The 20081-nt window shown below is 70.5% G+C and carries 18 protein-coding genes and 1 pseudogene; 12 read left to right on the forward strand and 7 right to left on the reverse strand.

From position 1 onward, the window contains the following. Window positions 1-166 precede the first annotated feature (166 nt). Both ACIOJE_RS21545 and ACIOJE_RS21550 read right to left on the reverse strand, forming a co-directional pair. Complete coding sequence (locus ACIOJE_RS21545; protein ID WP_400777932.1) at window positions 167-1555, reverse strand: FtsX-like permease family protein; 1389 nt, start codon at window positions 1553-1555, stop codon at window positions 167-169. Then, complete coding sequence (locus ACIOJE_RS21550) at window positions 1552-2325, reverse strand: ABC transporter ATP-binding protein (RefSeq protein WP_400777933.1); 774 nt, start codon at window positions 2323-2325, stop codon at window positions 1552-1554. Before ACIOJE_RS21550 ends, ACIOJE_RS21545 begins: the two co-directional genes overlap by 4 nt. A 377-nt stretch (window positions 2326-2702) precedes the next feature. Between ACIOJE_RS21550 and ACIOJE_RS21555 the strand changes: the two genes are divergently transcribed. The 5 genes from ACIOJE_RS21555 (at window position 2703) to ACIOJE_RS21575 (ending at window position 6064) form a co-directional block, all read left to right on the forward strand. Beyond that, window positions 2703-3317 (forward strand): hypothetical protein, encoded by a 615-nt coding sequence (locus ACIOJE_RS21555; RefSeq protein ID WP_400777935.1) that lies wholly within the window; start codon window positions 2703-2705, stop codon window positions 3315-3317. Further along, window positions 3314-4216 (forward strand): ketopantoate reductase family protein, encoded by a 903-nt coding sequence (locus ACIOJE_RS21560; protein ID WP_400777937.1) that lies wholly within the window; start codon window positions 3314-3316, stop codon window positions 4214-4216. The genes ACIOJE_RS21555 and ACIOJE_RS21560 overlap by 4 nt, the downstream gene beginning before the upstream one ends. Window positions 4217-4256: 40 nt before the next feature. After that, complete coding sequence (locus ACIOJE_RS21565; RefSeq protein WP_400777939.1) at window positions 4257-4835, forward strand: DUF6817 domain-containing protein; 579 nt, start codon at window positions 4257-4259, stop codon at window positions 4833-4835. Window positions 4836-4948: 113 nt separating this feature from the next. After that, entirely contained in the window at window positions 4949-5350 is a 402-nt protein-coding gene (locus ACIOJE_RS21570) for a hypothetical protein (RefSeq protein WP_280678948.1), read from the forward strand. A 186-nt stretch (window positions 5351-5536) separates the two neighbouring features. Beyond that, the gene (locus ACIOJE_RS21575) at window positions 5537-6064 is read left to right on the forward strand and encodes a hypothetical protein (RefSeq protein ID WP_400777941.1); all 528 of its coding nucleotides are present in this window, start codon (window positions 5537-5539) and stop codon (window positions 6062-6064) included. Between the two features lie 195 nt (window positions 6065-6259). On the opposite strand, the gene ACIOJE_RS21580 is transcribed toward ACIOJE_RS21575, so the two are convergent. The 3 genes from ACIOJE_RS21580 to ACIOJE_RS21590 all read right to left on the reverse strand — a co-directional run bounded on the left by ACIOJE_RS21580 (window position 6260) and on the right by ACIOJE_RS21590 (window position 9181). Next, on the reverse strand, window positions 6260-7573 hold the full coding sequence (locus ACIOJE_RS21580; RefSeq protein ID WP_280678952.1) for an MFS transporter: 1314 nt from the start codon (window positions 7571-7573) through the stop codon (window positions 6260-6262). Then, entirely contained in the window at window positions 7570-8175 is a 606-nt protein-coding gene (locus ACIOJE_RS21585; RefSeq protein WP_280678954.1) for a helix-turn-helix domain-containing protein, read from the reverse strand. The genes ACIOJE_RS21580 and ACIOJE_RS21585 overlap by 4 nt, the downstream gene beginning before the upstream one ends. Window positions 8176-8413: 238 nt before the next feature. Beyond that, window positions 8414-9181, reverse strand: coding sequence for a recombinase family protein (locus ACIOJE_RS21590; RefSeq protein ID WP_400777943.1), 768 nt, complete (start codon window positions 9179-9181; stop codon window positions 8414-8416). Window positions 9182-9287: 106 nt separating this feature from the next. On the opposite strand from ACIOJE_RS21590, the gene ACIOJE_RS21595 reads away from it, so the two are divergent. The 7 genes and pseudogenes from ACIOJE_RS21595 (at window position 9288) to ACIOJE_RS21625 (ending at window position 14783) form a co-directional block, all read left to right on the forward strand. Continuing rightward, the gene (locus tag ACIOJE_RS21595) at window positions 9288-9854 is read left to right on the forward strand and encodes a hypothetical protein (RefSeq protein ID WP_400777945.1); all 567 of its coding nucleotides are present in this window, start codon (window positions 9288-9290) and stop codon (window positions 9852-9854) included. A gap of 174 nt (window positions 9855-10028) precedes the next feature. Next, window positions 10029-10268 carry a hypothetical protein gene (locus ACIOJE_RS21600; RefSeq protein ID WP_400777947.1) on the forward strand — a complete coding sequence of 80 codons (240 nt, stop codon included), beginning with the start codon at window positions 10029-10031 and terminating at the stop codon, window positions 10266-10268. Window positions 10269-10350: 82 nt separating this feature from the next. Next, window positions 10351-10728, forward strand: a complete 378-nt coding sequence (locus ACIOJE_RS21605) for a hypothetical protein (RefSeq protein ID WP_280678958.1) — start codon at window positions 10351-10353, stop codon at window positions 10726-10728. Continuing rightward, on the forward strand, window positions 10728-12074 hold the full coding sequence (locus ACIOJE_RS21610; RefSeq protein WP_280678961.1) for a DUF4062 domain-containing protein: 1347 nt from the start codon (window positions 10728-10730) through the stop codon (window positions 12072-12074). Before ACIOJE_RS21605 ends, ACIOJE_RS21610 begins: the two co-directional genes overlap by 1 nt. Continuing rightward, on the forward strand, window positions 12071-12772 hold the full coding sequence (locus ACIOJE_RS21615; protein ID WP_280678963.1) for a hypothetical protein: 702 nt from the start codon (window positions 12071-12073) through the stop codon (window positions 12770-12772). Before ACIOJE_RS21610 ends, ACIOJE_RS21615 begins: the two co-directional genes overlap by 4 nt. Before the next feature lie 67 nt (window positions 12773-12839). After that, window positions 12840-14043 (forward strand): annotated as a pseudogene (locus tag ACIOJE_RS21620) (ISAzo13 family transposase); the annotation flags it as partial. Between the two features lie 461 nt (window positions 14044-14504). After that, window positions 14505-14783 (forward strand): integrase core domain-containing protein, encoded by a 279-nt coding sequence (locus tag ACIOJE_RS21625; protein WP_400777949.1) that lies wholly within the window; start codon window positions 14505-14507, stop codon window positions 14781-14783. Between the two features lie 183 nt (window positions 14784-14966). Here the strand turns inward: ACIOJE_RS21625 and ACIOJE_RS21630 are convergent, their stop codons facing one another. Further along, a complete protein-coding gene (locus tag ACIOJE_RS21630; RefSeq protein ID WP_400777951.1) occupies window positions 14967-17444 on the reverse strand; it encodes an RICIN domain-containing protein in 2478 nt (825 codons plus the stop codon). 98 nt (window positions 17445-17542) lie between these two features. Further along, window positions 17543-19975: a ricin-type beta-trefoil lectin domain protein gene (locus ACIOJE_RS21635; protein WP_400777952.1), complete on the reverse strand. Its 2433-nt coding sequence runs from the start codon at window positions 19973-19975 to the stop codon at window positions 17543-17545. Window positions 19976-20081 lie beyond the last annotated feature (106 nt).

Raw genomic sequence — 20081 nt, forward strand, 5'->3', positions numbered from 1 at the left:
TCCGCTCGTCCTCACCCGCTGTCCCGACCGCGCGACCACACGACCACCTCGCGGACGTCGTCGCTCGGGGCCCGCCGAACCCGGCGAAGGCCTGTGCTGATCCCCGCCCCTCCCCGTCCCTCCCCGCCCCTCCCCGTCCCTCCCTGTCCTCACCTGTCCTCACCTGTCATCCCCGCTCACCGCCCACCGCCTCGACCGCGGGCCCGCGGATCGCCCGTAGCCCGGTGCCCAGGATCCCCGGTACCGTCAACGCCGCCGCACCCGCCAGCACCCAGGCGCACGCCCCACCCGGCACCACCGGCACCACCGACCCGGTCACCGCCCGGGCGAACGCCCCCGAGGCGACCGCCGCGACCGCCGCGCCCAGCAGCACGCCGACCGCCGTGGTGAGGGCCGCCTCGACCGACAGCATCCGTAGCAGCTGCCGCCCGGTAGCGCCGACCAGCCGCAGCAACGCGAACTCGCGGCGCCGGTCGGCCGTCAGGGCGACCAGGGTGTTGACGGTGGAGACGGCGGCGAAGCAGACCAGCATCCCCAGCTCCGCCTCGCGCAGCCAGACGTCCGTCGCCTTCGTGACGCTGGTCGCGGCACCGGTCGCACGGACCACGTGCTCGGCGGTGCTCGTCATGATCAACATGGTGCCCGACAATCCGACCAGCAGCGCGATCGGCACCACGGCCGAGGAGAGCCGGGCCGCGTAGCCGCGCAGGTTGGCGTCGGCGAGCCAGCCCACGCCGGGGGCCAGCGCCCGCACCGGCGCGCCGAGCACGGCGGCCACGACCCGCGCGGCGAACGGCCCGAGCAGGGCGAGCGCGATCAGCAGGACCAGCGAGCCGAGCATCGTCGCCTGCCCCGCCTTGTCCAGTTCGTCGGCCGTCCGGGTGGCGGCGAGCCGCAGCAGCAGCACCCCGCCCGTCAGCACGGCCACCCCGGCCAGCAGCCGCAGCACGCCCGTCCGCCGCCGGCCGGAGGTGTCGGCGGTCAGTGCGGCCGCCGGGCTGAGCCGGGTGATCCGCCGTGCGGCGAGAGCGGTGGCGACCAGACCGACCAGCAGCGCCACCACCAGCGCGACCAGCATCGGCACCGGTGTTCCGGGGATCCGCAGCCCGGGTGCGGCCAACCCGCGCCGTTGGAGCGCGGTGAGGAAGCCCCCGGCGGCGAGGGCGCCGGCCGCCCAGCCGGGCACGGCTGCCAGCAGGACGGTCACCACGACCTGGGCGCGCACCAGCCGCCGCACCTGACGGGGTGTCGCCGCGACCGTCCGCAACAGGGCGAGGTCGCGGTGCTGCTGGCGCAGCGTGAACCCCAGCGCGTTGACCACGACGAACAGCGCGACCAGGACGGCGATCTCGCCGAACGCCCCCGCGATCAGCAACAGGCCCGGCCCGGCCACCGCCCGGCGGGCCACCGCGGCGGGGGCCGTGACCTGGGCGGCGACCAGCGAGCCGAACAGCGTCACGGTCGCCACCGCGAGGAAGAGTGCCACCGCCAGCCCGGCGAAGGCGGCCGGTCGGCGCCGGATCTGCCCGGCGGCCAGGGAGAGGACGGGGCTCATCGCGCGCCCCCGCCCAGCCGGCTCAGCCGCTCGCCGACCTGCGCGGCGGTCGGTCGGACGAGTTCGTCCACCAGCAGCCCGTCGGCCAGCAGCAGCACGCGGTCCGCGTAGCCGGCGGCCACCGGGTCGTGGGTGACCATCACGCACGTCCGCCCGTCCAGGTCCACGCCCGCGCGCAGCAGATCGAGGATGTCGTGCCCGGTCGCCCGGTCGAGCGCGCCGGTCGGTTCGTCCGCGAACAGCACGTCCGGCCGCGCGACCAACGCCCGGGCGATCGCCACCCGCTGCTGCTGACCGCCGGACAACTGCCCGGGCCGGTGCCGCTCACGCCCGGACAGTCCGACCCGGGCGAGCGCCGCCAGCACCTGAGCCCGCTCCGGTCGCGCGCCCGCGAGCCGTCCGGGCAGTTCGACGTTCTGCGCGACGGTCATCGCGGGCATCAGGTTGAACGCCTGGAACACGAACCCCACCCGGGTGCGGCGCAGCTCCGCGAGCCGCCGCTCGGGCAACCGGGACACCTCCGTCCCACCCCACCGCACGGTGCCCCGGATGGGACGGTCCATCCCGGCGAGGCAGTGCAGCAGCGTCGTCTTGCCGGAGCCGGAGGGGCCCATCACCGCCGTGAACGTCCCCGGCGCGAAGGCCACCGACACCCCACGCAACGCCCGGACGGCAGCCCCGCCCCGCCCGTACTCCCGGTGCAGCCCGTCCCCGGCCAGCGCCGCACCCGCCACCCCGTCGTCCGCCGCCGCCACGGCGGCTGTCGTCATCCCGTTCATGCCCTCCATCCTGGGCATGCGAAGCCGCACGATCGATTGTGCTGGCCCCCCGATTCGAGGTTCGGAAAACCGAACCCCCCAGCTCGCCCTGAGTCCCGTCCCAGAACCACCTGAGCGACGGCACGGAGCCGCATGCCCCGTGAACGGCGATGTAGTGCGCGACCGGGAATGGCGCAGCGAGAGCGATCCGGGCGGTACCAGAGCGCGTGGAGGCCGGATTCCCGGTCGGTGAGCGCGTCTTCGGCGGCCAGGTCGTCGACTCGGCGAGCAGCGCCCCGCCCGCTCCCCCTCCGTCGCCGCGAAGCGTCTCCTCGCCCTCACCTGCCGGGTATGCGCGAACCGTCCGGCCGACGGGGGATCATGACCGGGTGACCATCGACCTGCTGCCCGGCCGCGGCGTCCGCCTGCCGGCGCCGCTGCCCGAGCTGCGCTTCGGCCTCACCGAGGCATCCGCCCTCCGACTGCTGTCCCCGCACGGCGAGGCCCTCCCGGACGGCACACCGGTCCCGGCTGACGCAGCAGTCCTCAGCGGCACACCGAACCCGCACGGAACAACGATCCCCGGCGGCGTGCACCCCACCTTCGTCTGCGGCTCGGCCTGGGCACTGCACTTCGCCCTCCCCGGGGTGGGCATCACCCTCTGTTCGGGCGAGGGCGAACTCCTTCGGAGCGTCTTCGTCTCCCGCCGCCCGGTGGCGGGCGAGGCCGCCTGCCCGGTCGGCCTCCACGGCGTCGACGTCTTCGGCCGGCCCGCCCACGAGGTGGTCGAGGCGCTGCGCGCCGGGGGCCTGCCCGTGCCCGACCCCACCCACGGCCGTGTCCGGTACGGCACGCTGCACCTCAGCCGGGACGCCCCCGCCCCTCGGCCCCCGGCAGGCGGGCGAAAGCCGCGCCACGAACTCCCGTTCACCTTCGGCCTCGTCTCCCTCTCCGCCCCCGAATCCGCCACCCCGCGCCCACCCCACCCCCAGGAGTCGACATGACCACCACCCCGATCAGCACCACCCCCCTGGCCATCGCCGTCCTCGGACCGGGCGGCGTCGGCGGCCTGCTCGCCGGCCTGCTCGCGCGTGCCGGGCACCGGGTGATCTGCCTGGCCGGCGAGGACACCGCCGCCGTCCTCAACCGGCACGGACTGCATGTCCGCAGCGGGCAGTTCGGCGAGTTCACCGCCCGGGTCGAGGCCGCCACCGAACTGCGCGAGCCGGTCGACGCCGTGTTCGTGACCGTGAAGGAGACCGCGCTGGCCGACGCCCTCGACCGGCTGCCGCCGCAGGTCCTCGGCGCCGCCGTCGTGGTGCCGCTGCTCAACGGGCTCGACCACGTCGCGGCGCTGCGCGAGCGCTACCCGACCGGGCAGGTCGCGGCCGGCACGATCCGGGTCGAGGCCACCCGGACCGCTCCCGGGCGGATCGAGCACACGAGCCCCTTCGTCGTGCTCGAACTCGCCGGGCCGGTGGCGGACTTGGCCGATCAGCTGCGGCGCACCGGGCTCACCGTCGAACTGCGCGAGGACGAAACGGCGATGCTCTGGAGCAAGCTCTCCTTCCTCGCCCCGTTCGCGCTGCTGACCACCCGGTACCGCAGCGAGATCGGCGTCGTCCGCACCGCGCACCGGCCCGAACTGCTCACCGTGCTCGACGAGATCGCGACCGTCTCCGGCGCGGCCGGTGCCCCGGCGGACGCGCCGGCCCTGCTCACCGTCTTCGACCGGCTGCCCGGGTCGATGAAGTCCTCGATGCTGCGCGACGTGGAGGCGGGCCGCCCGACCGAGCTGGACGCCATCGGCGGCGCCGTCCTGCGGGCCGCCGCCGCGCACGGGATCGACACCCCGGCCCTGGCCCGGCTGGTGCGCGAGCTGTCCGAACCGGCCAAGCAGTAGTGCTTGCGGCGGCGTTCACGTCACGGGTAGAACTCGTGACGTGACGTCAGCCACCCACCGCAACGCTCCCGTATGGAGCCACGTCAAGGACTTCCTGCGCGCACACGAGGCCGACCGGATCCCGCATCCGGGTGGCACGTTGCTGGCGCACCTGGCCCGGGTCGCCGCCCTGCTGGCCCAGTGGGGCACCGAATCCGCCGTCCAGGCCGCCGGGTTCTGCCACGCCGCCTACGGGACGGACGGATTCGACGGCGCCCTGCTCGGACTCGGCGATCGGGACGCCCTGGTCGAACTCATCGGCCCACGCGCCGAGTCGCTGGTCTACCTGTACGCGAGCTGCGGGCGGGCCGCCGTCTACCCGCGCCTCGGCCGGGACGAACGGCCGCTGTTCCACGACCGGTTCACCGGATCGGACCACACCCCGCCGGAGGAGGACCTGCGCGCCTTCCTCGCCCTGACCGCCGCCAACGAGCTCGACGTCCTCGCACACAACGCCGGGCTGGCCACCCGGTACGGCCCTGGCCTGTACGAACTGTTCGCCCGGACCAGGGACTTGCTGCCCGCCCCGGCCTGGGCGTACTGCGTACGGCAGATCGGACCCGACGCCACCGGAAGGTGATCCTCCGTCAACTTCCCTCCTGGCCGGTAGTAAAGGTTCACCCATGATTCACCCGGCCGGACGGAACCACCGGCGGGCGATCGGGCGTTGTTGCCGGCGGGAGGGATACAGACATGACAAAGAAACCGTACCGATTGGCCGCCGCCGCACTCGCGCTGCTCGCCACCGCCCCGTTGCTCAGCGCGTGCAAGGACGTCGACCAGGCGCTCGACTGCGGGAACCGGGCCGTCAGCATCGCCGGCGACGTCCAGGACCTTGCCGGATCGGCCATCAACGTCGGCCAGCTCACCGACCAGGAGCGTCGCAAGCACACCGCCGACGCGCTGAAGAAGGTCGGTGACGACATCAAGAAGCTCCGCGACAACAACAGCGGAGACAAGATCGACAAGGCCACCGACAAGCTGAACAAAGCCGTTACCAACGCCCAGGACAACGTCTCCAAGGGCAAGCTGCCGGACATCGGTGCGATCACCGATGCCGCCGGCGACGTGACCAAGGCCTGCGCCGGATCCTGACCCCGGTCCTGGCCCTGATCCCGAACCCGATCCTGGCCCTGATCCACCGACCGCACCACCGGCTTCCGGCTCCGCACCCGCGGGGCCGGAAGCCGCCCAGGGCGTGTCCCGGCCCGTCGCCCACCGCCCGGGCCCCGCCGGACGGTAGGAATGGCACCGGGACCGAACCGCACCACGGAGGCACCGGTGAACCACCCGATCCTCGACCAGATCCGCGAGCTCCGCGCCGAGTCGGCGCCCGGGGACGCCGCCCCCGCACTCCTCATCGCGCTCGCCGACGGCACGGCACCGCGCTCGGCCCTGGCCGAACGCGCCGCCCAGCAACGACGGATCATCACCTCCGACCGGCGCAGCCTGCTGCTGCTCGCCACCCGCTGCGCCGACCGCCCGGTGGGCGCCTGGTTCGCCACCCTCGCCGAGGGCGAGAGCGCCGCGCTGCGCACCCTGCCAGCCCTCGCCACTGCCTGCGGCCTCGACCCGGACCAGCTCGCGGACCGTCCGCCACTGCCCGGCTGCCAGGCCTACCTCGCCCGGCTCGCCCTGAACGGCGAGCCCGCCGCCACGTCCGCCGCCCTGGTCGCCAACTTCGCCGCCTGGGGCGATCGTTTCATCTGCCATGCCGCCATCCTGGCGTACTGTCAGGATGGTGCGACAAGCGACCGACACCGGGCAGTTGCTCCGCCCGGCCAGTGCCAGTCTCGGCATTCAACGTAGGTGAAGCGTGTCACCATTCTTCGGTGAGACTGCTCAACCTTCACTGCGACTGGAAGACCGACATCGCGAGTTCAACCTGAGTAGTTGTACAGTCCCGCGTGGCTGACCGGGTCAGGAGCCGACTGAGCGCCAGAACCTTCTGTCGCCATCAAGTCGCGGGCGGCTCCGAGAGGGAATTGCCCGGTGCGATCGTGATCAATGACGAGGTAGGGCCGGCTCGTCATCAGAATCCAGCGGAAGTTTGGAATTGCTCGTTGCCGGGCGGGACGTCGGCAGGTCCCGGCATCGCCGGATCGGGGAGAAGAGCAGGATCAGTGCGGCGAGTGGGACCCCCGCTGTCATGATGGCCATGGCACTGCGGAGGCTGAGTGCGGTTCCGAGTGCGCCGCCGAGCAGTGCTCCGATGGGGATCGTTCCGTAGCTGAGAAATGCGGTGCTTGCGGTGAGGCGACCGAGGAGATCCGGCGGGCAGTAACGTTGCTGGAAGCTCGCCTTGATGATGTTGCCAGCGACGACGCCCGCGGAGACGCTGAAGCCACCTGTCACAAAGAGCAGGATCCCGGCTCCGCCGACGGTCAGCGGGATGAGCAGACCGAGCACGGGAAGGCCCAGTTCGAACAGCAGTATCGCGCGGGCCGTGCCGATCCGGTGAGCAACCCGGCGTGCGGCGAATGCCCCAGCTACGCCTCCGGCACTGGTCGCCGCGATGAGTACGCCGACCGTCCCCGGGGTCAGGCCGACGCTCCGGACCAGAAAGTCCACCTGGATTGACTGGTATCCCATAAGAGCCAGGTTGGAGGCGGCCCCGAAGAGTGTGAACGTGCGAAACCAGGGGTCGACGGCGATCAGCCGCAGGCCTTCGCGGACTTCACTGATCAGTGAAGTGGGGCGATGTTCGGTTCTGGTGATGCGTGGCTCGCGGTGCCGGATGCCCGCGAGGCACAGGAGGGAGACGAGGAATGTCGCGGCGTTGGCGAACATCCCGTTCACCGCACCTGCCAACTGTGCGATCAGGCCACCGGAGCCGAGCCCGGCAATCTGCGCGGCGGATGCGCTGCCGTGCAGTTTGGCGTTGCCTTCGGGCTGGTCATCGGGTTCCAGAATGCTGGGGAGATAGGCGCTGTAGGCGGTTTGGAAGAACACCGCTGCCGTGCCTGTCAGCAGGGCGACGGCCAGCAGTAGTCCGATACTCAGCTGGCCGGACCATGCGGTGACCGGGACGCTGGCGAAGAGTACGACGGAGACCGCGGCGGCGGCCAGCATGATCGGTCTGCGTCGCAGCCGGTCCACCCAGACACCGACCGGGAGACCGATGATCAGCCAAGGGGCCCAGGCGGCGGCGCTCAGCAGGCCGACCTCGAACGTACTGACGTGCAGGATGGAGACGGCGACCAGTGGCATCGCCACCCCGGTGACGGACGCGCCGAACTTGCCGGCGGTCTCGCCGCACCACAGCAGGCGGAAGTCGCGGTGGCGACGCAGGAGGCCACCGCGTATGCCGTAGCTCATGCGGAGCCACGCTCCTTGCGGGGGAAGGACTGGAGCTGCACGACGACAGGAAGCGCGTCCGGGGCGGGCTCTGCGTCCGGAGCAGGGGTATGGCGGGCGATGACAGCCATCAGCTCCGCGTTGAGCGCCTCCAGCTGCTTCGGGGTCATCCGCAGGTCACTCCAGTCCGAGACGGTGCCGGCGCTCCGCCACCTGTCGTCCCAGTCCTCGCTGATGTAGTTCACGACCCGGCTGAAGTACTGCTGCAGCAGTTCGTGCAAATAGACCGACAGCGCGCCCCGGGTGTCGGGATCGTCGCGGAAATCGGCAGTGTTCAGCTCATTCGAGACGTCGACCCTTCTCCACCAGCGCTCGCGTTTCGTGCCCCGTCCGGTTTCCTCCACGATGAAGCCGTGCTCGGCGAGGTGGCGTAAGTGCCAACTGATGGTGCCGGTGTTCTCCCCGAGGCGTTCGGCGAGCCTGGTGGCGGTTGCAGGGCCGTCCAGACTGAGCAGTTCAAAGATGTTCATCCGCAGCGGATGGGCCAGCCCCCGCAGGCTGCGCGCATCGAGGCGCCGGGTGGGCTTGGCGGGCTGTGATGTGCGTTCGGGTTCGTCGGACATGCCAACAGCGTAAGATGCAGAGTCTCCTCTGCATAGGGGTCTCTGCAGAGAAGGCTCTGCCAGTGCGTGGCCTCGCTGTCGGCTCGGTGGGTGAGACGGGACAATCGATGTCCCGTCTCATTTGATCTTTGCCGTTTGCATGGTGCCTGAACTGGGCTGATGTAACGGGTCGTGAGACCGGATGGCCTCGCTGGTCTCACATCTCGTTGTCGCTCAGGCGGGTTTGGTGCCGGGCGTCTCAGCTTCGGTTGCCGCTGATCTGCGTTTCGAGGTGGGAGAGGTTGAGGAGTCGATAGACCGTCGACTGGGAGACCTTGAACTTCTTGGCCAGGGCGGGAACGCGGGCGCCGTCAGCGTGCTGCTGGATGAGGTCCTGAACCTGGTGGTCGGTGAGCTTGGAAGGACAGCCGCCGATGCGCCCACGGACTCGGGCGGAAGCGAGGCCGTCGTTGGTGTTCGCGGCGACGAACTGCACGTTGAGATCGGCGAGGATGGCGAGCATGCCGAAGAGGTCGCGGCCGTCGAGGCTTTCGCTGTCGATCTGCCGCTGGAGGCGGACGCCGCGGTTGCGGAGGCCGGTGCCCAGGACGACCAGGTTCTGGACGGAGTAGAAGAGTCGGTCCAGGCGCGTGATCTTGAGGGTGTCGCCGGCCCGGAGGCGGGGCAACAGCAGGTCGTGCTCGGGCCAGGCTGATTTGTGGCCGTTGGCGCGCTCGACGTAGATGTCCTTCTCGGCGGCGCCGGCCGCGAGGAGCGTGCTGATCTGGGTGACCGGGCTGGGCCGATCACGGTGCGGACATAGCCAACGGTCATCGGGCCGTCGGCGCGTTCGACCACCGGGGAGTCGAGCCGGCGGTTGTTTCGGGTCATCGGGCTCCCGCGTGGGTGTGGTGGTGGTGCTCGGCCTCGATCCAGAGGGTGAGAGGGTCGTTGGAGGCGATCTTGTCGTCCCAGTAGCCGAGGGCGGCGCGGTCGCGAACCTCCTGGACGAAGCGCCGGTAGTCACCGGTGCCGCCGGTGAACGGCAGCGCCCGCAGGGCGGGTGTCAGGAAGAGGTCAGCCAGCGCGACGACCTCGGGATAGCTGCAGGCCGCGAGGGTGACGCTCTGGCCGTGACCGGCCTAGGCCGGGCCGCGCAAGGCGGATCGGCGGCGGTCCAGGGCCTGGGTGAAGCGCCGGTTGTCCCACCACGTGCCGCAGATCCGCAGAGCGTCGTCCATCGCCCGGCCGACGTCCTGCCAGCCGTGCCGGCGGATCAGCCGGTAGTGGCGGCGCTGGGCCTGGATGCCCTGGCAGGGGGCCGGCTCGGCGGCTGCGGGGGCCTTCGGTGCGGTGTGTTCGCGGCGGGCTTCGAACCGGTGGACGCGGGTGCGGTGTCCGGGGCGTTGCGGGTGCTGCCGCCAGTGCCGGCGGACGGGACGGTGGACATCGAGGAGGCCGTCGGAGCGGGGGTCGTCGAAATGGCGGGCGCCGAGGCGGGCACGGTGGCCCTGAGCGACGGGCCGGTTGCCGTCCTGATGTCTCCGTTGTCGCTGCACGCGGCGATCGAGAAGGCGGCGAGCGCGACGCTCGCGCCAGCGGTGAACAAGCGGGTGCGGGAGGTGCGGACGGACATGCGGTCGTGCCCCTTTCTGCATGTGCCCAGGTGGTGCGTCGATCGGACGACCGAAGCCTGCTGAGCGAACCGTCCCAGCCGCCACGCCTGGCGCCAGGACAGGAATGCTGGGACGGCGAAAGAGGCTCTGACCAGCTGGTACGGGAAGAGCCTGGAACGCCGGAATGGGACGCCGGGGGTACGGCGGGGACGGATGCCGGAGGGCACGGGGGCCGCGGAGACGGAGGAGCTCGCGCGGTTGGCACGCGAACTCAAGGCCCGCTCGGGCCCGAGCTACGGAACGCCGGCCAAGCGGCTGCACCCGAGCGCGTCGACGCCGCACCGCTCCTGCAACGGCACGGCGCTGCCCCACGAGCACGTGCCGGCGGAGCACTTCGCACGGGTGCGCCGGGCGGCCCCGGAAGAGCCGGCGCTCGCTGATACACGACGGATACAAGGCCCGGACGGAGACCGGCCGGACGACCGGCGCGTGGTGTGACCAATGGCCGGGTACCAAGGTCCTACCGGGTTCTTGGTGTGAGGGGGCATCGAACATGCGTCTGCTCTTTTGGTCAACGGCCTTGGCGAGTAGCAGCGTTGCGGTCGCGCTCGCACTGTGGGCGACCCTCGGGGACGCCGCCGGGGCCGAGCTCGCGAGTGCCGTCGTCGGAGCGGTCGTCGGGCTCGCCGGGCTCGTCGCCTCGGTGTACGCGCTGCGGCGGGACGGACAGGCCGCGGGCAGCGCCGTCCGGGCCGACGGGCGCGGCGCGGTCGCCGCCGGAGGAAGCGTGACCGGTAACGCGATCGGCGCCGACAGCAGGGTCGCCGGCGCACCCCGGGCCCCGCGCTCCGTGTCCGGTCCGACGAGAGCCGTCTTCGCCCAGGGCGAGGGCGCGGTGGCCGCCGGGGGCGACGTCGCCGGCAACGCGCTGGGCCAGGGCGGCGAGGTGGCCGGCTGATGCCGGGGTCGCGCTTCCGGCGGCGCGGGAAGCAGGATCCTTCCGAACCCGAGCAGCCGACCGAGCACGTGGAGGTCCGCGGCGGCGGGGTCGGGGCCGGCGCCGATGTGGCCGGCAATGCCATCGGACCGCGCAGCTCTGTGACGAACAACTTCAACTACTACGGGACAGCGGAGCCCGACCCGCACACCGGTACCCCGGTGCCGACCGGCACGGCACCCCCGGTAACGATCGTCCAGGACGAGCGCCGTTACCAGGTGTTCGTGAGCTCGACCAGCCTTGACCTCAAACGGCACCGCGAAGCCGTCATCGACGAACTCGTCAAGGAGGGGTACATCCCCTCCGGCATGGAGCTCTTCGACGCCCGGTCGGAGGGCGCTTGGGAGGTCGTAGAGCGGGTGATCAACGACTGCGACTACCTCGTCCTCATCCTCGGGGCGCGCTACGGCGACCTCGCCGGAGGCGAAGTTGGTTTCACAGAGCGGGAGTACGACCACGCCCGCTCCCTGGGCAAGCCGATCCTGGTCTTCGTCCACGCCAACCCGGTCGAGTTGCACACCGACAGCTGGCAGCCGACACCGGAAGACATGGAGCGGCTCGAGGTCTTCCGGGAGAAGGTACGGACCGAACGCCTCTGGAAGCCGTGGCGCACGACCGCGGACCTGAGGAACGGCGTCACCCGGTCGCTGCGGCTGGCGGTCCGGCACAATCCCCAGCCCGGCTGGGTCAAGGGTAACTCGACCGCTCACACCTTCTCCGCCGAGTGGCAGAACCTGGTGGCCCCGGGAACGCAGATCGGGGTGGTTCGGATCAGCGTGGACGGGCAGGCCGGCAACGCCCTGAGCGAGAACCTCGGGAAGGCCTCGTCGATCGGGATCATGTCCACCAGCGGGAAGCGGCTGATCGAGATCCAGACGCCCTACCTGACAAAGGCACTCGCCGCCGGCGCGCGGATCCGCGTCCTGGTACCGCTCCCCGACGGGCAGTTCCTCGCCGACGTCGACGAGTCCGAGTCGCTGTGGGACCAGCGCTCGCCGATCACGGCCGAGGTGCGCGAGGTCGAGGCACGGCTGCGGGCGATCGTCCGTGAGGCCGGGGCGCGCAGTACGGCCGCCGGATCGGTCGAAATCGGCTTCTTCACCACCCACTTGCGGTCCACGATGATTCTCTGCGACCGGGCCTGGGGATGGGTCACGCTGACCCTGCCGCCGGCGAGGGCCCCGGAGACCCCGTCCCTGGAACTCCGCGGGACCCCGGACTTCGGTCTGATCGACGCCTGCTGGAAGCACTTCGATCGGACCTGGGCCATCGTCGGGGAGCGTGGCGAAGTGAGGACGATCTCGTGAGGCGGACTGCGATGGACCTGTGGGACACGGTGGCCCTCTCCCCCGCTGCGGCGAACCGGTGGCGCAACCGGCTCTCCACGGCCCAGGCCTTCATGCGGGAACGGCAGCACCTGCCGGGTGTGCTGATCGAGGTCGCGGCCCAGCACCCGCTGGTCGACCGGGCCACGCCCGGCGAGGAGTTCGCAGCCCGGCTGCGTCGCGGCCACGAGCTCTTCCAGGAGTACGCGGACACCGGTCGACCGGTGGAGATCTACGTGCCCGGCAGCCGCCACCGGCACCTCGGGGTCGAGGACGAGAGCAGCCTCAGCCGGGCGGGCGGGGACTTCCTGGGAAAGCTCGGCATCCCGTCCTCGGCCGTCCACGGCGACGACCTCAACGAGCGGTACAAGGGCGACGCCGGCGTCTACGGTTCGGCGGACGAGTGCTTTGTCGCCGCCTCGTACTTCAAGGACGGGGACTTCGGCACGCTCGTCTCCGTCTGCTCACCGGCCCAGATGATGCGCAAGACCGTGCACTACCTGCAGTTCGGGGTGTACCCGCTGAACCACACGGCGCCGACTCCGGAAGGCTTCCACGACTTCCTCTACGAGCTCCTGGTCGCGGTGCCCCAGGTCATGAGCACGGACGACACGCTCCAGGACGCGGGCTCGGACGGAGCGGAGCGTCTGCGGGCCGACCGCCGTCCTCCGCCCCGCTGACGCACGCCTCGACGGGGCCGTCGGGAATCTACTGGTCACTTCCAGGACTTCGACTCGTTGGTCTGGTATGGGGCGTTTCGATGAGCTGATCGGTCCGTTACGGACGAAACTGGAGGCGGTGACCCCGCATCTGAACGAGCGTCAGCGTCGGCTACTGTACGCGGCGGAGGCCCGTCAGCTCGGTCACGGCGGGATCGCCGCGGTCGCCGCGGCGGCCATGGTCTCCAAGAGCTGCATCCGCCGGGGACTGGCCGACCTGGAGGAGGATGCCCAGGCGGACAGCCGGGTACGGTGCCCCGGCGCGGGGCGCCCGTCCGCAGCCGAGAAGGACCCCGGGCTGCGTGGCGCACTGACGGCCCTGGTCGAGGACCATACACAGGGCGACCCGATAGGGCCGCTGACCTGGACCACGAAGTCCCTGCGCCATCTGGCGGAGGAACTCGCCGCCCAGGGACATGCGGTGGGGCGGGACACCGTCGCCGCGCTGCTGAAGGAGGCCGGGTTCAGCCTGCGCGGCAACGCCGGAGTCCTGGCCGGCAGCTCGCACCCGGACCGCGACGCCCAGTTCCGGCACCTCAACGACAAGGTGCGGGAGTTCTTGGACGCCGGGGACCCGGTGATCAGCGTGGATGCCAAGAAGAAAGAGCAGATCGGGCTGTTCGCGCAGGCAGGGCGGGAATGGGCCCCGCCCGGCGCGCCGGTGAAGGTCCTCGACCACGACTTCCCCACCCAGACGACCGGCACCGCGATCCCCTACGGCATCTACGACGTGGGCCGCAACACCGGCTTCATCGTGGTCGGAACCGACCACGACACCGCCGCGTTCGCGGTCGCCGCCCTGCGCCGCTGGTGGACCGAGGAGGGCCGCACCGCCTACCCCACCGCGCGGCGGCTGCTGGTCACCGCCGACTGCGGCGGCTCCAACAGCTCCCGCGCCAGAGCATGGAAGGCCAACCTCGCCGTGCTGGCCACCCAGACCGGCCTGAAGATCACCGTGTGCCACCTGCCGCCGGGAACATCGAAGTGGAACCGGGTCGAGCACCGCCTGTTCTCCTTCATCTCCATGAACTGGCGTGCCCGCGCTGACCAGCTTCGACGTGGCACTGAACCTGATCGCTGCCACCACCACCGCGACCGGACTGCGCGTCACCGCCCGCCTCGACAGCGACTCCTACCCCACCGGAGTCGAGATCGACGCCCAGCACGCCGCCGCGCTGACCGTGAACCCCGACCAGTTCCACGGCGAGTGGAACTACACCGTCCCACCCCAGCCCGGTGTCCCCACGGTGCCGCTGCAGCCGCCCGGACGCCGCTCCCACCCCCGCGCGGCCCACACCTTCGACGCGGCCCTGACCACCCACCCCATCCTGACCGGCCTCACCCGCCAGGCCCTCGACCATCTCGTCGCCAAGATCCGCGAGATGCTCGACGCACTCCCCCCGAAACAGCGGCCCCCCACCGCAAACTCACCGCCGAGAACATCATCTGGGCCGCCGTCCTGGACCAGCGCGGCCTGCCCTGCTCACTGACCGCCTACCTCTTCCGCATCGGCGAAAACCAGATGCGCACCCTCCTCCAGCAGATCAGACCCCTGCTCCAGCAGCACGGGCACCAAAGCGAACCTCTCCCCGTCCGTCTCATCGACCCCTGCGGACTCGCCAGATACGTCATGCACGCGACGTCAACGAAGAGTTGACACGACACGCACCACTAATTCATCGACGGCCCCCGGATGCCGAGAATGAACTCGGTCATGGAGCGGTGGGTACAGACTTGCCGCCGTGAGCTGCTGGACCGGACATTGATCTGGAACGAGCGGCACCTGCTTCACGCCCTGCGCGAGTCCGAGAAGTTCTACAACGACCACAGGCCACACCAGGGCATCGCCAACGCCCGCCCGCTCCACCCGCTCCCCGAACCGATCGCCGATCCAGAGCAGGTCGCCCGCCTCGACATACGCCGAACCGACCGACTCGGCGGCATCCTCCACGAGTACCAACCCGCGGCCTGAACAGGGCGGATGAGGTTTCCGGCAAGAGCAGCGCCAAGCCGTGCCGCCCTTGCGGGCGACACGGCTTGGGATATTCGTGTATGGCTGGCGGACCATTTCGGGAAAGTGCCCGCGCGGCGCTGATCGTGCGATCGGATTTCCGGCCGAATTACCGACGAAAAGCCGGCCACGGTCGGGCTAGGACTATTGAGTGGTCGTCCACTGCTGGTTCGTCTTGCCGGTGCCGCAGGTCCATTGCACGGCCAGGGCGCCGTCGTCGGCGGAGGCACCGGTCACGTCGAGGCACTTGCCGCTGTTGACGGACACCACCTGCACCGCACTGGAGCCCGTCACCGGCTGCAGCTGCCACTGCTGGTTGGTCTTGCCGCTGCCGCAGGTCCACTGAAGCACCTGCGCGCCGTCGTCGGCGGAGGCACCGGTGACGTCCAGGCACTTGCCGCTGTTGACGGACACCACCTGCACCGCACTGGAGCCCGTCACCGGCTGGAGCAGCCACTGCTGGTTGGTCTTGCCGCTGCCGCAGGTCCACTGGAGCACCTGCGCGCCGTCGGTGGTCGAGGCACCGGTCACGTCGAGGCACTTGCCGCTGTTGACGTTGGTGACGGTGGTGGCCGTCGGGCCGGCGAGCGGGGTGATGGCGACATTGGCGAAGTCGGCGTGCTGGAAGCCGCCCACCGCCAGGCCGATCTGGCCGACCAGGTGGCTGCTGTCCATGACCGAAGCGACCTGCGCGTGGTCGATGGAGGCGGTGATCGAGTCGCCGGTCATCGCGAGCGTGAGGTTGTGCCAGGTCCCGGCGCCGGCACCGGAGTAGTGGCCGGTGGCCAGGACGGTGTCGGTGCTGGAGCGGTCCTCGGTGAAGAGCGTCCAGGTGCCGGTGTCATCGATCTTCAGGTGGTAGGCGGAGCGGTCGTGGTCGATGTGGTCGATGCGGCCGAGCAGTTCGACGGAGCTGCCGGACTGTTCGAGGTTCACGTCCGTGCCGGCCTGGTAGTTGTTCCACTTCGGGTCGCCCAGCAGGGTGGCCGGTGTGTAGTTCATGTCCGAGTGCCAGGGCAGCGGGGCCTGGGTGATGACCTGGCGCAGGCACATCGGGGTGCCGGCGCCGGCCGGGCAGGGCGCGGTCTCGAACGCACCGGCCCAGTCGTGGAAGTACTTGGCGGTCGCGCCGCTCTGGTAGCCGCTCAGGTCGGCCTGGTAGGGCAGCGGGAAGGTCTTCGCCGCGGGTGCGGTGGCGGTGCCCTTGCCCTGGCCGGTGGTGGTGGTCACGGTGTACACGTAACCCGGCTGCAGGGTCAGCGTGTACGTGCCGGCGCGGGGGGTGACGTCCTGGGTGTGGACGAACCACTGCGCCGGGTCGGTGCTGTTCATGTTGGTGGCCCAGACGTGCACCGTACCGTTCGAAAGACCGCCGGCGACCTTGACGTTGACGGTGGTCGCGGTCGCGGCGTCGGTGGTCTCGATGACGGTGCTGTAGTCCTTGCCGGACTTCAGGGTGACGTAACTTCCGCTGTGCGGGTCGCTGTTGATGCCGGTGCCGGGCAGGTAGCCGGAGGCGCCGTCCAGGTACTTCCAGCCAGGCTTGGCGAACTGCGTGGTGTGGGCCATCACCCAGATGTCGCGGCCCACCTGGTAGTTGCCCGACCAGGGCTGGTCGGCCTGCAGCAGGCCGGCGTTCGACCACGGCACGTCCGACGGGTAGGAGGTGACCAGGTTCCACTTGAGGTCCGCGGTCACCTTGGCGTCGAGGTACTCGCGGTCGAGGTTGCGGGCCAGCGCGGACGGGTCCTGGGAACCGCTGTCGTTGTCGTCCTCGGAAACCCAGAGCGGCTTGCCCAGACCGGTCGCCGTGCTGCTCCCCGGGCAGTCGGTGTAGGCGGGGGTCGAGTGCCAGCACAGGCCGTGCACGCCGACCACGCCGACGGCCTTGGCGAACGCCGGGTCGCTCGCCAGGTCGGCGGCCACCGACCAGTTGGAGTCGTCGTTGTCCGAGGCGACCAGTTTGGTGGCGGTGTGGCCGCTGCTGTCGAGGGAGCTCCGGAGCTTCTCGAACCAGGCCTTGTCGTAGCCGTTCTCGTTCCAGCCGCCCAGGTAGCCGATGTTCAGCCCGTGGCTCTTCGCGCAGCCGAGCCAGGACTGGATGTAGGTGATGTTGTCCTGGGACCAGATGCCGCCGTTCAGCCAGCCCGGCGCGGCCCACTCCAGGCCGTAGAACGTGATGTTCGGGTTGCGGGCCTTGGCCTGCTCCATGATCCACCACTCGTAGCCGCGGTTGCAGTCGACCTCGGTGGGGGCGCGCATGTGGGAGGGCTCAGGGCCCTCGCTGGAGTTGGCGTCGCCGCCGATCTCCACCTTGAGCGTCTGCAGCGAGGCGCCGTAGCCGGGCTTGAACAGGTAGTCCAGTATCTGGCTGCGCTGCGGCTCGGGGTAGTCGACCAGCAGACGCGAGGTGGCTCCGCCGCCGCTGATCGCCCCGAGGCCGTCGAAGGACCGGCCGGTCGAGGTGCCGTCGATCGTGATGGTCTGCGCAGCCGCGAGCGCGGGCGCGGTGGCGGCGCTCGGGGCGGCCGACGCCGGGGTGGCGGTGATGGCGGTGGCGAGGCCCAGGGCCAGCGCCGCGAGCAAGGCCCCGGTTCGCGGTGCGAGGGATGGTCTACGCACGAAGGTCACTCCAGGTCGGGGGTGGGGGTCAGGTGCTGTGCGGTGACGACCGGCGGACCGGGCGGGTGACGCGAACCCGCCCGGTCCGCCGGTCGTGGTTACGGCAGCGTCCACCGCTGGTTGCTGCCGCCGTTGCAGTCCCACAGCTCCACCTGGGTGCCGTTGGTGAGGGTGGCGGCCGGGTCGTCCAGGCAGCGGCCGGACTGGGTGCCCTTCAGGGTGCCGTCGCTCTGCGGCGTCCACTGCTGGTTGGTGCCGCCGTTGCAGTCCCAGAGCTCCATCAGGGTGCCGTTGGCGGTGCCCTGACCGGTGGCGTCGAGGCACTTGCCGTCGTGGGTGAGGGTGCCGTTGGACCAGGTCCACACCTGGGAGGCGCCGCCGTTGCAGTCCCAGAGCTGCACGGCGGTGCCGTTGGCGGTGAAGTCGCCGTTGTCGTCCAGGCACTTGCCGGGCAGGGCGGAGGTGACCGCGCCGGTCTGGGTGCCGGGCGTGCCCGGGGTGAGGGCGAAGTTGTCAAACTGGTCGGTCTGGTAGCCGGTCACGCCGAGGCCGGCCTGGCCGTTGGTGAAGCTCGCGTCGGTGGCGCCGCCCACCGCGGTGCCGTCGATGGTCGCGGTCAGCGTGCTGCCCTGCAGAGTGAGGCTGACGGTGTGCCAGCTGCCGGTGCCCAGCGCCTTGGTGGTGCCGCTGGCCAGGGTGGTGAATTTCCAGCTGGTGTCGCTCTTGTCGATGGACCAGGCGCCGGTGTCGCTGACCCGCAGGTGGTAGGCGTTCAGGCCGTTGTTGTTGCGGCCCTGCTGGTTGACCCGGCCGAGCAGTTCGACGGTGCTCGCCTGCTCGAACATGGTGTCGGCGCTGACCGTGTAGTTGGACCAACTGCCGTCGCCCATGAAGGTGTACGGCGCGTCGTAGGGCTCGTTGGTCCAGCGGATCGGCGTGGTGGGGGCCATCTGGCGCAGGCAGCTGCCGGTGCGGCCTCCGCCGCAGGCGACGGTCTGGAAGGCGCCGTTCATGTCGGTGAAGTACTTGGGCGAGGTGGTGGTGGCCGGCGTCTCGAAGCCGTCCGCGTAGGGCAGCTTGAGCGGTGCGGCGGCCGGCGCGGTGGCGGTGCCCTTGCCCTGACCGGTCGTGGTGGTCACGGTGTAGACGTAACCCGGCTGGAGGGTGAGCGTGTACTTGCCGCCGCTGGGGGTGACGTCCTGCTGGTGGACGAACCAGGCAGCCGGGTCGGTGGAGTTGAGGTTGGTGGCCCAGACGTGGACCTGCCCGGTGGACAGGCCGCCGGAGACGGTGAAGTTCGCGGTCTGTGCGGTGGTGGCGTCAATCGTCTCGATGACCGTGCTGTAGTCCTTGCCGCCGGCCCGCTTCAGCGTCACGTAGCTGCCGTTGGCTCGGTTGCCGCCGAGATAGCCGCTGGCCGAGTCGATGTAGCGCCAACCGGGCTGGGCGAACTGGGTGGTGTGCGCGGTGACCCAGGTGGTCTTGCCGATCGTGTAGTTGCCGGACCAGGGCTGGTTGGCGATCGACATGCCGTCGGTGGAGAAGAACAGGTTGGGGTAGAGCGCGGCGATGACCGGCCAGTTGATGAACGAGGTCATCTTGCCGTCGAGGTAGTCGCGGTTGATCGCACGGGCGACGGAGGGGGCGCCGTCGTTGGCGTCCTCGGAGCCGTTCTCGCTAGCCCACAGCGGCTTGCCGAGCGCCTGGGCGTTGGCGGTGCTCGGGCAGGAGCTGAACGAGCCGAGGTAGCCGCACGGGTAGTGGACGCCGACGATGTCGACGGCGTTCTTGAAGGCCGGGTCGGTGGTCATGGCGTCGGCCACGTCCCAGCCGTCGTCGGCGGCGACCACCTTGGTACCGGAGTAACCGTGCGAGATGAGCGCCGACTTGAGGTTCTCGTACCAGGTCTTGTCGTAGCCGCGCTCGTTCCAGCCGCCCAGGTAGGAGACGTTCAGGTGGTGCTGGGAGGCGCAGCCCATCCAGGACATCAGGTAGTCGATGGTGTCCTGGGACCAGAAGTTGCCGCCGCTGCCGGTGTTGCCGATCCAGCCGGGGGCGCCCCAGGACAGGCCGTAGAACGTGATGTCGGGGTTGCGGGCCTTGGCCTGCTCGGCCAGCCACCACTCGTAGCCCTGGTGGCAGTCGACGCTGCCGCGGGTGTGCTCGATGCTGGGTTCGGCGCCGTCGGTGGAGTTGGTGTCACCACCGATCTCCAGCTTGAGTACCTGCAGCGAGGCGCCGTAGCCGGGCTTGAACAGGTAGTCGAGCAGCTGGCTGCGCTGCGGCTCCGGATAGTCCACCAGCAGACGGGAGTTGCCACCACCGCCCGAGATGGCCCCGACACCGTCGAAGGCCAGACCGGGCTTGATGCCACTGAGCGCCACGGCCGTGGCAGGGGCAGGAGTGGCCGCAGCCCGGACGGGGGCGGCGGCTTCGGCGGCAGCCGGCGTGCCGAGAGCGGTACAGCCGAGAAGGAGCAGGGCCGCCCCGAAGGCGGTACGGAATCCTGCGGACATGACGCTGCGACCCATGGGGGGAACTCCAGGGGTAAGGATGAGGGCGGGGGATTGGGTTCAGTCCTGCTCAATATGAGGGTCAAATAATCAAGAGTCAACAAGTTCGAACGAATTGCGACGG

It is taken from the genome of Kitasatospora sp. NPDC087861 (assembly GCF_044742585.1).
GTDB lineage: Bacteria > Actinomycetota > Actinomycetes > Streptomycetales > Streptomycetaceae > Kitasatospora.

Coding starts and splice junctions, on each gene's coding strand:
- ACIOJE_RS21625 (WP_400777949.1), top strand. CDS start 14,505: ATGCCGAGAATGAACTCGGTCATGGAGCGGTGGGTACAGACTTGCCGC.
- ACIOJE_RS21560 (WP_400777937.1), top strand. CDS start 3,314: ATGACCACCACCCCGATCAGCACCACCCCCCTGGCCATCGCCGTCCTC.
- ACIOJE_RS21580 (WP_280678952.1), bottom strand. CDS start 7,573: ATGAGCTACGGCATACGCGGTGGCCTCCTGCGTCGCCACCGCGACTTC.
- ACIOJE_RS21635 (WP_400777952.1), bottom strand. CDS start 19,975: ATGGGTCGCAGCGTCATGTCCGCAGGATTCCGTACCGCCTTCGGGGCG.
- ACIOJE_RS21585 (WP_280678954.1), bottom strand. CDS start 8,175: ATGTCCGACGAACCCGAACGCACATCACAGCCCGCCAAGCCCACCCGG.
- ACIOJE_RS21550 (WP_400777933.1), bottom strand. CDS start 2,325: ATGACGACAGCCGCCGTGGCGGCGGCGGACGACGGGGTGGCGGGTGCG.
- ACIOJE_RS21570 (WP_280678948.1), top strand. CDS start 4,949: ATGACAAAGAAACCGTACCGATTGGCCGCCGCCGCACTCGCGCTGCTC.
- ACIOJE_RS21610 (WP_280678961.1), top strand. CDS start 10,728: ATGCCGGGGTCGCGCTTCCGGCGGCGCGGGAAGCAGGATCCTTCCGAA.
- ACIOJE_RS21545 (WP_400777932.1), bottom strand. CDS start 1,555: ATGAGCCCCGTCCTCTCCCTGGCCGCCGGGCAGATCCGGCGCCGACCG.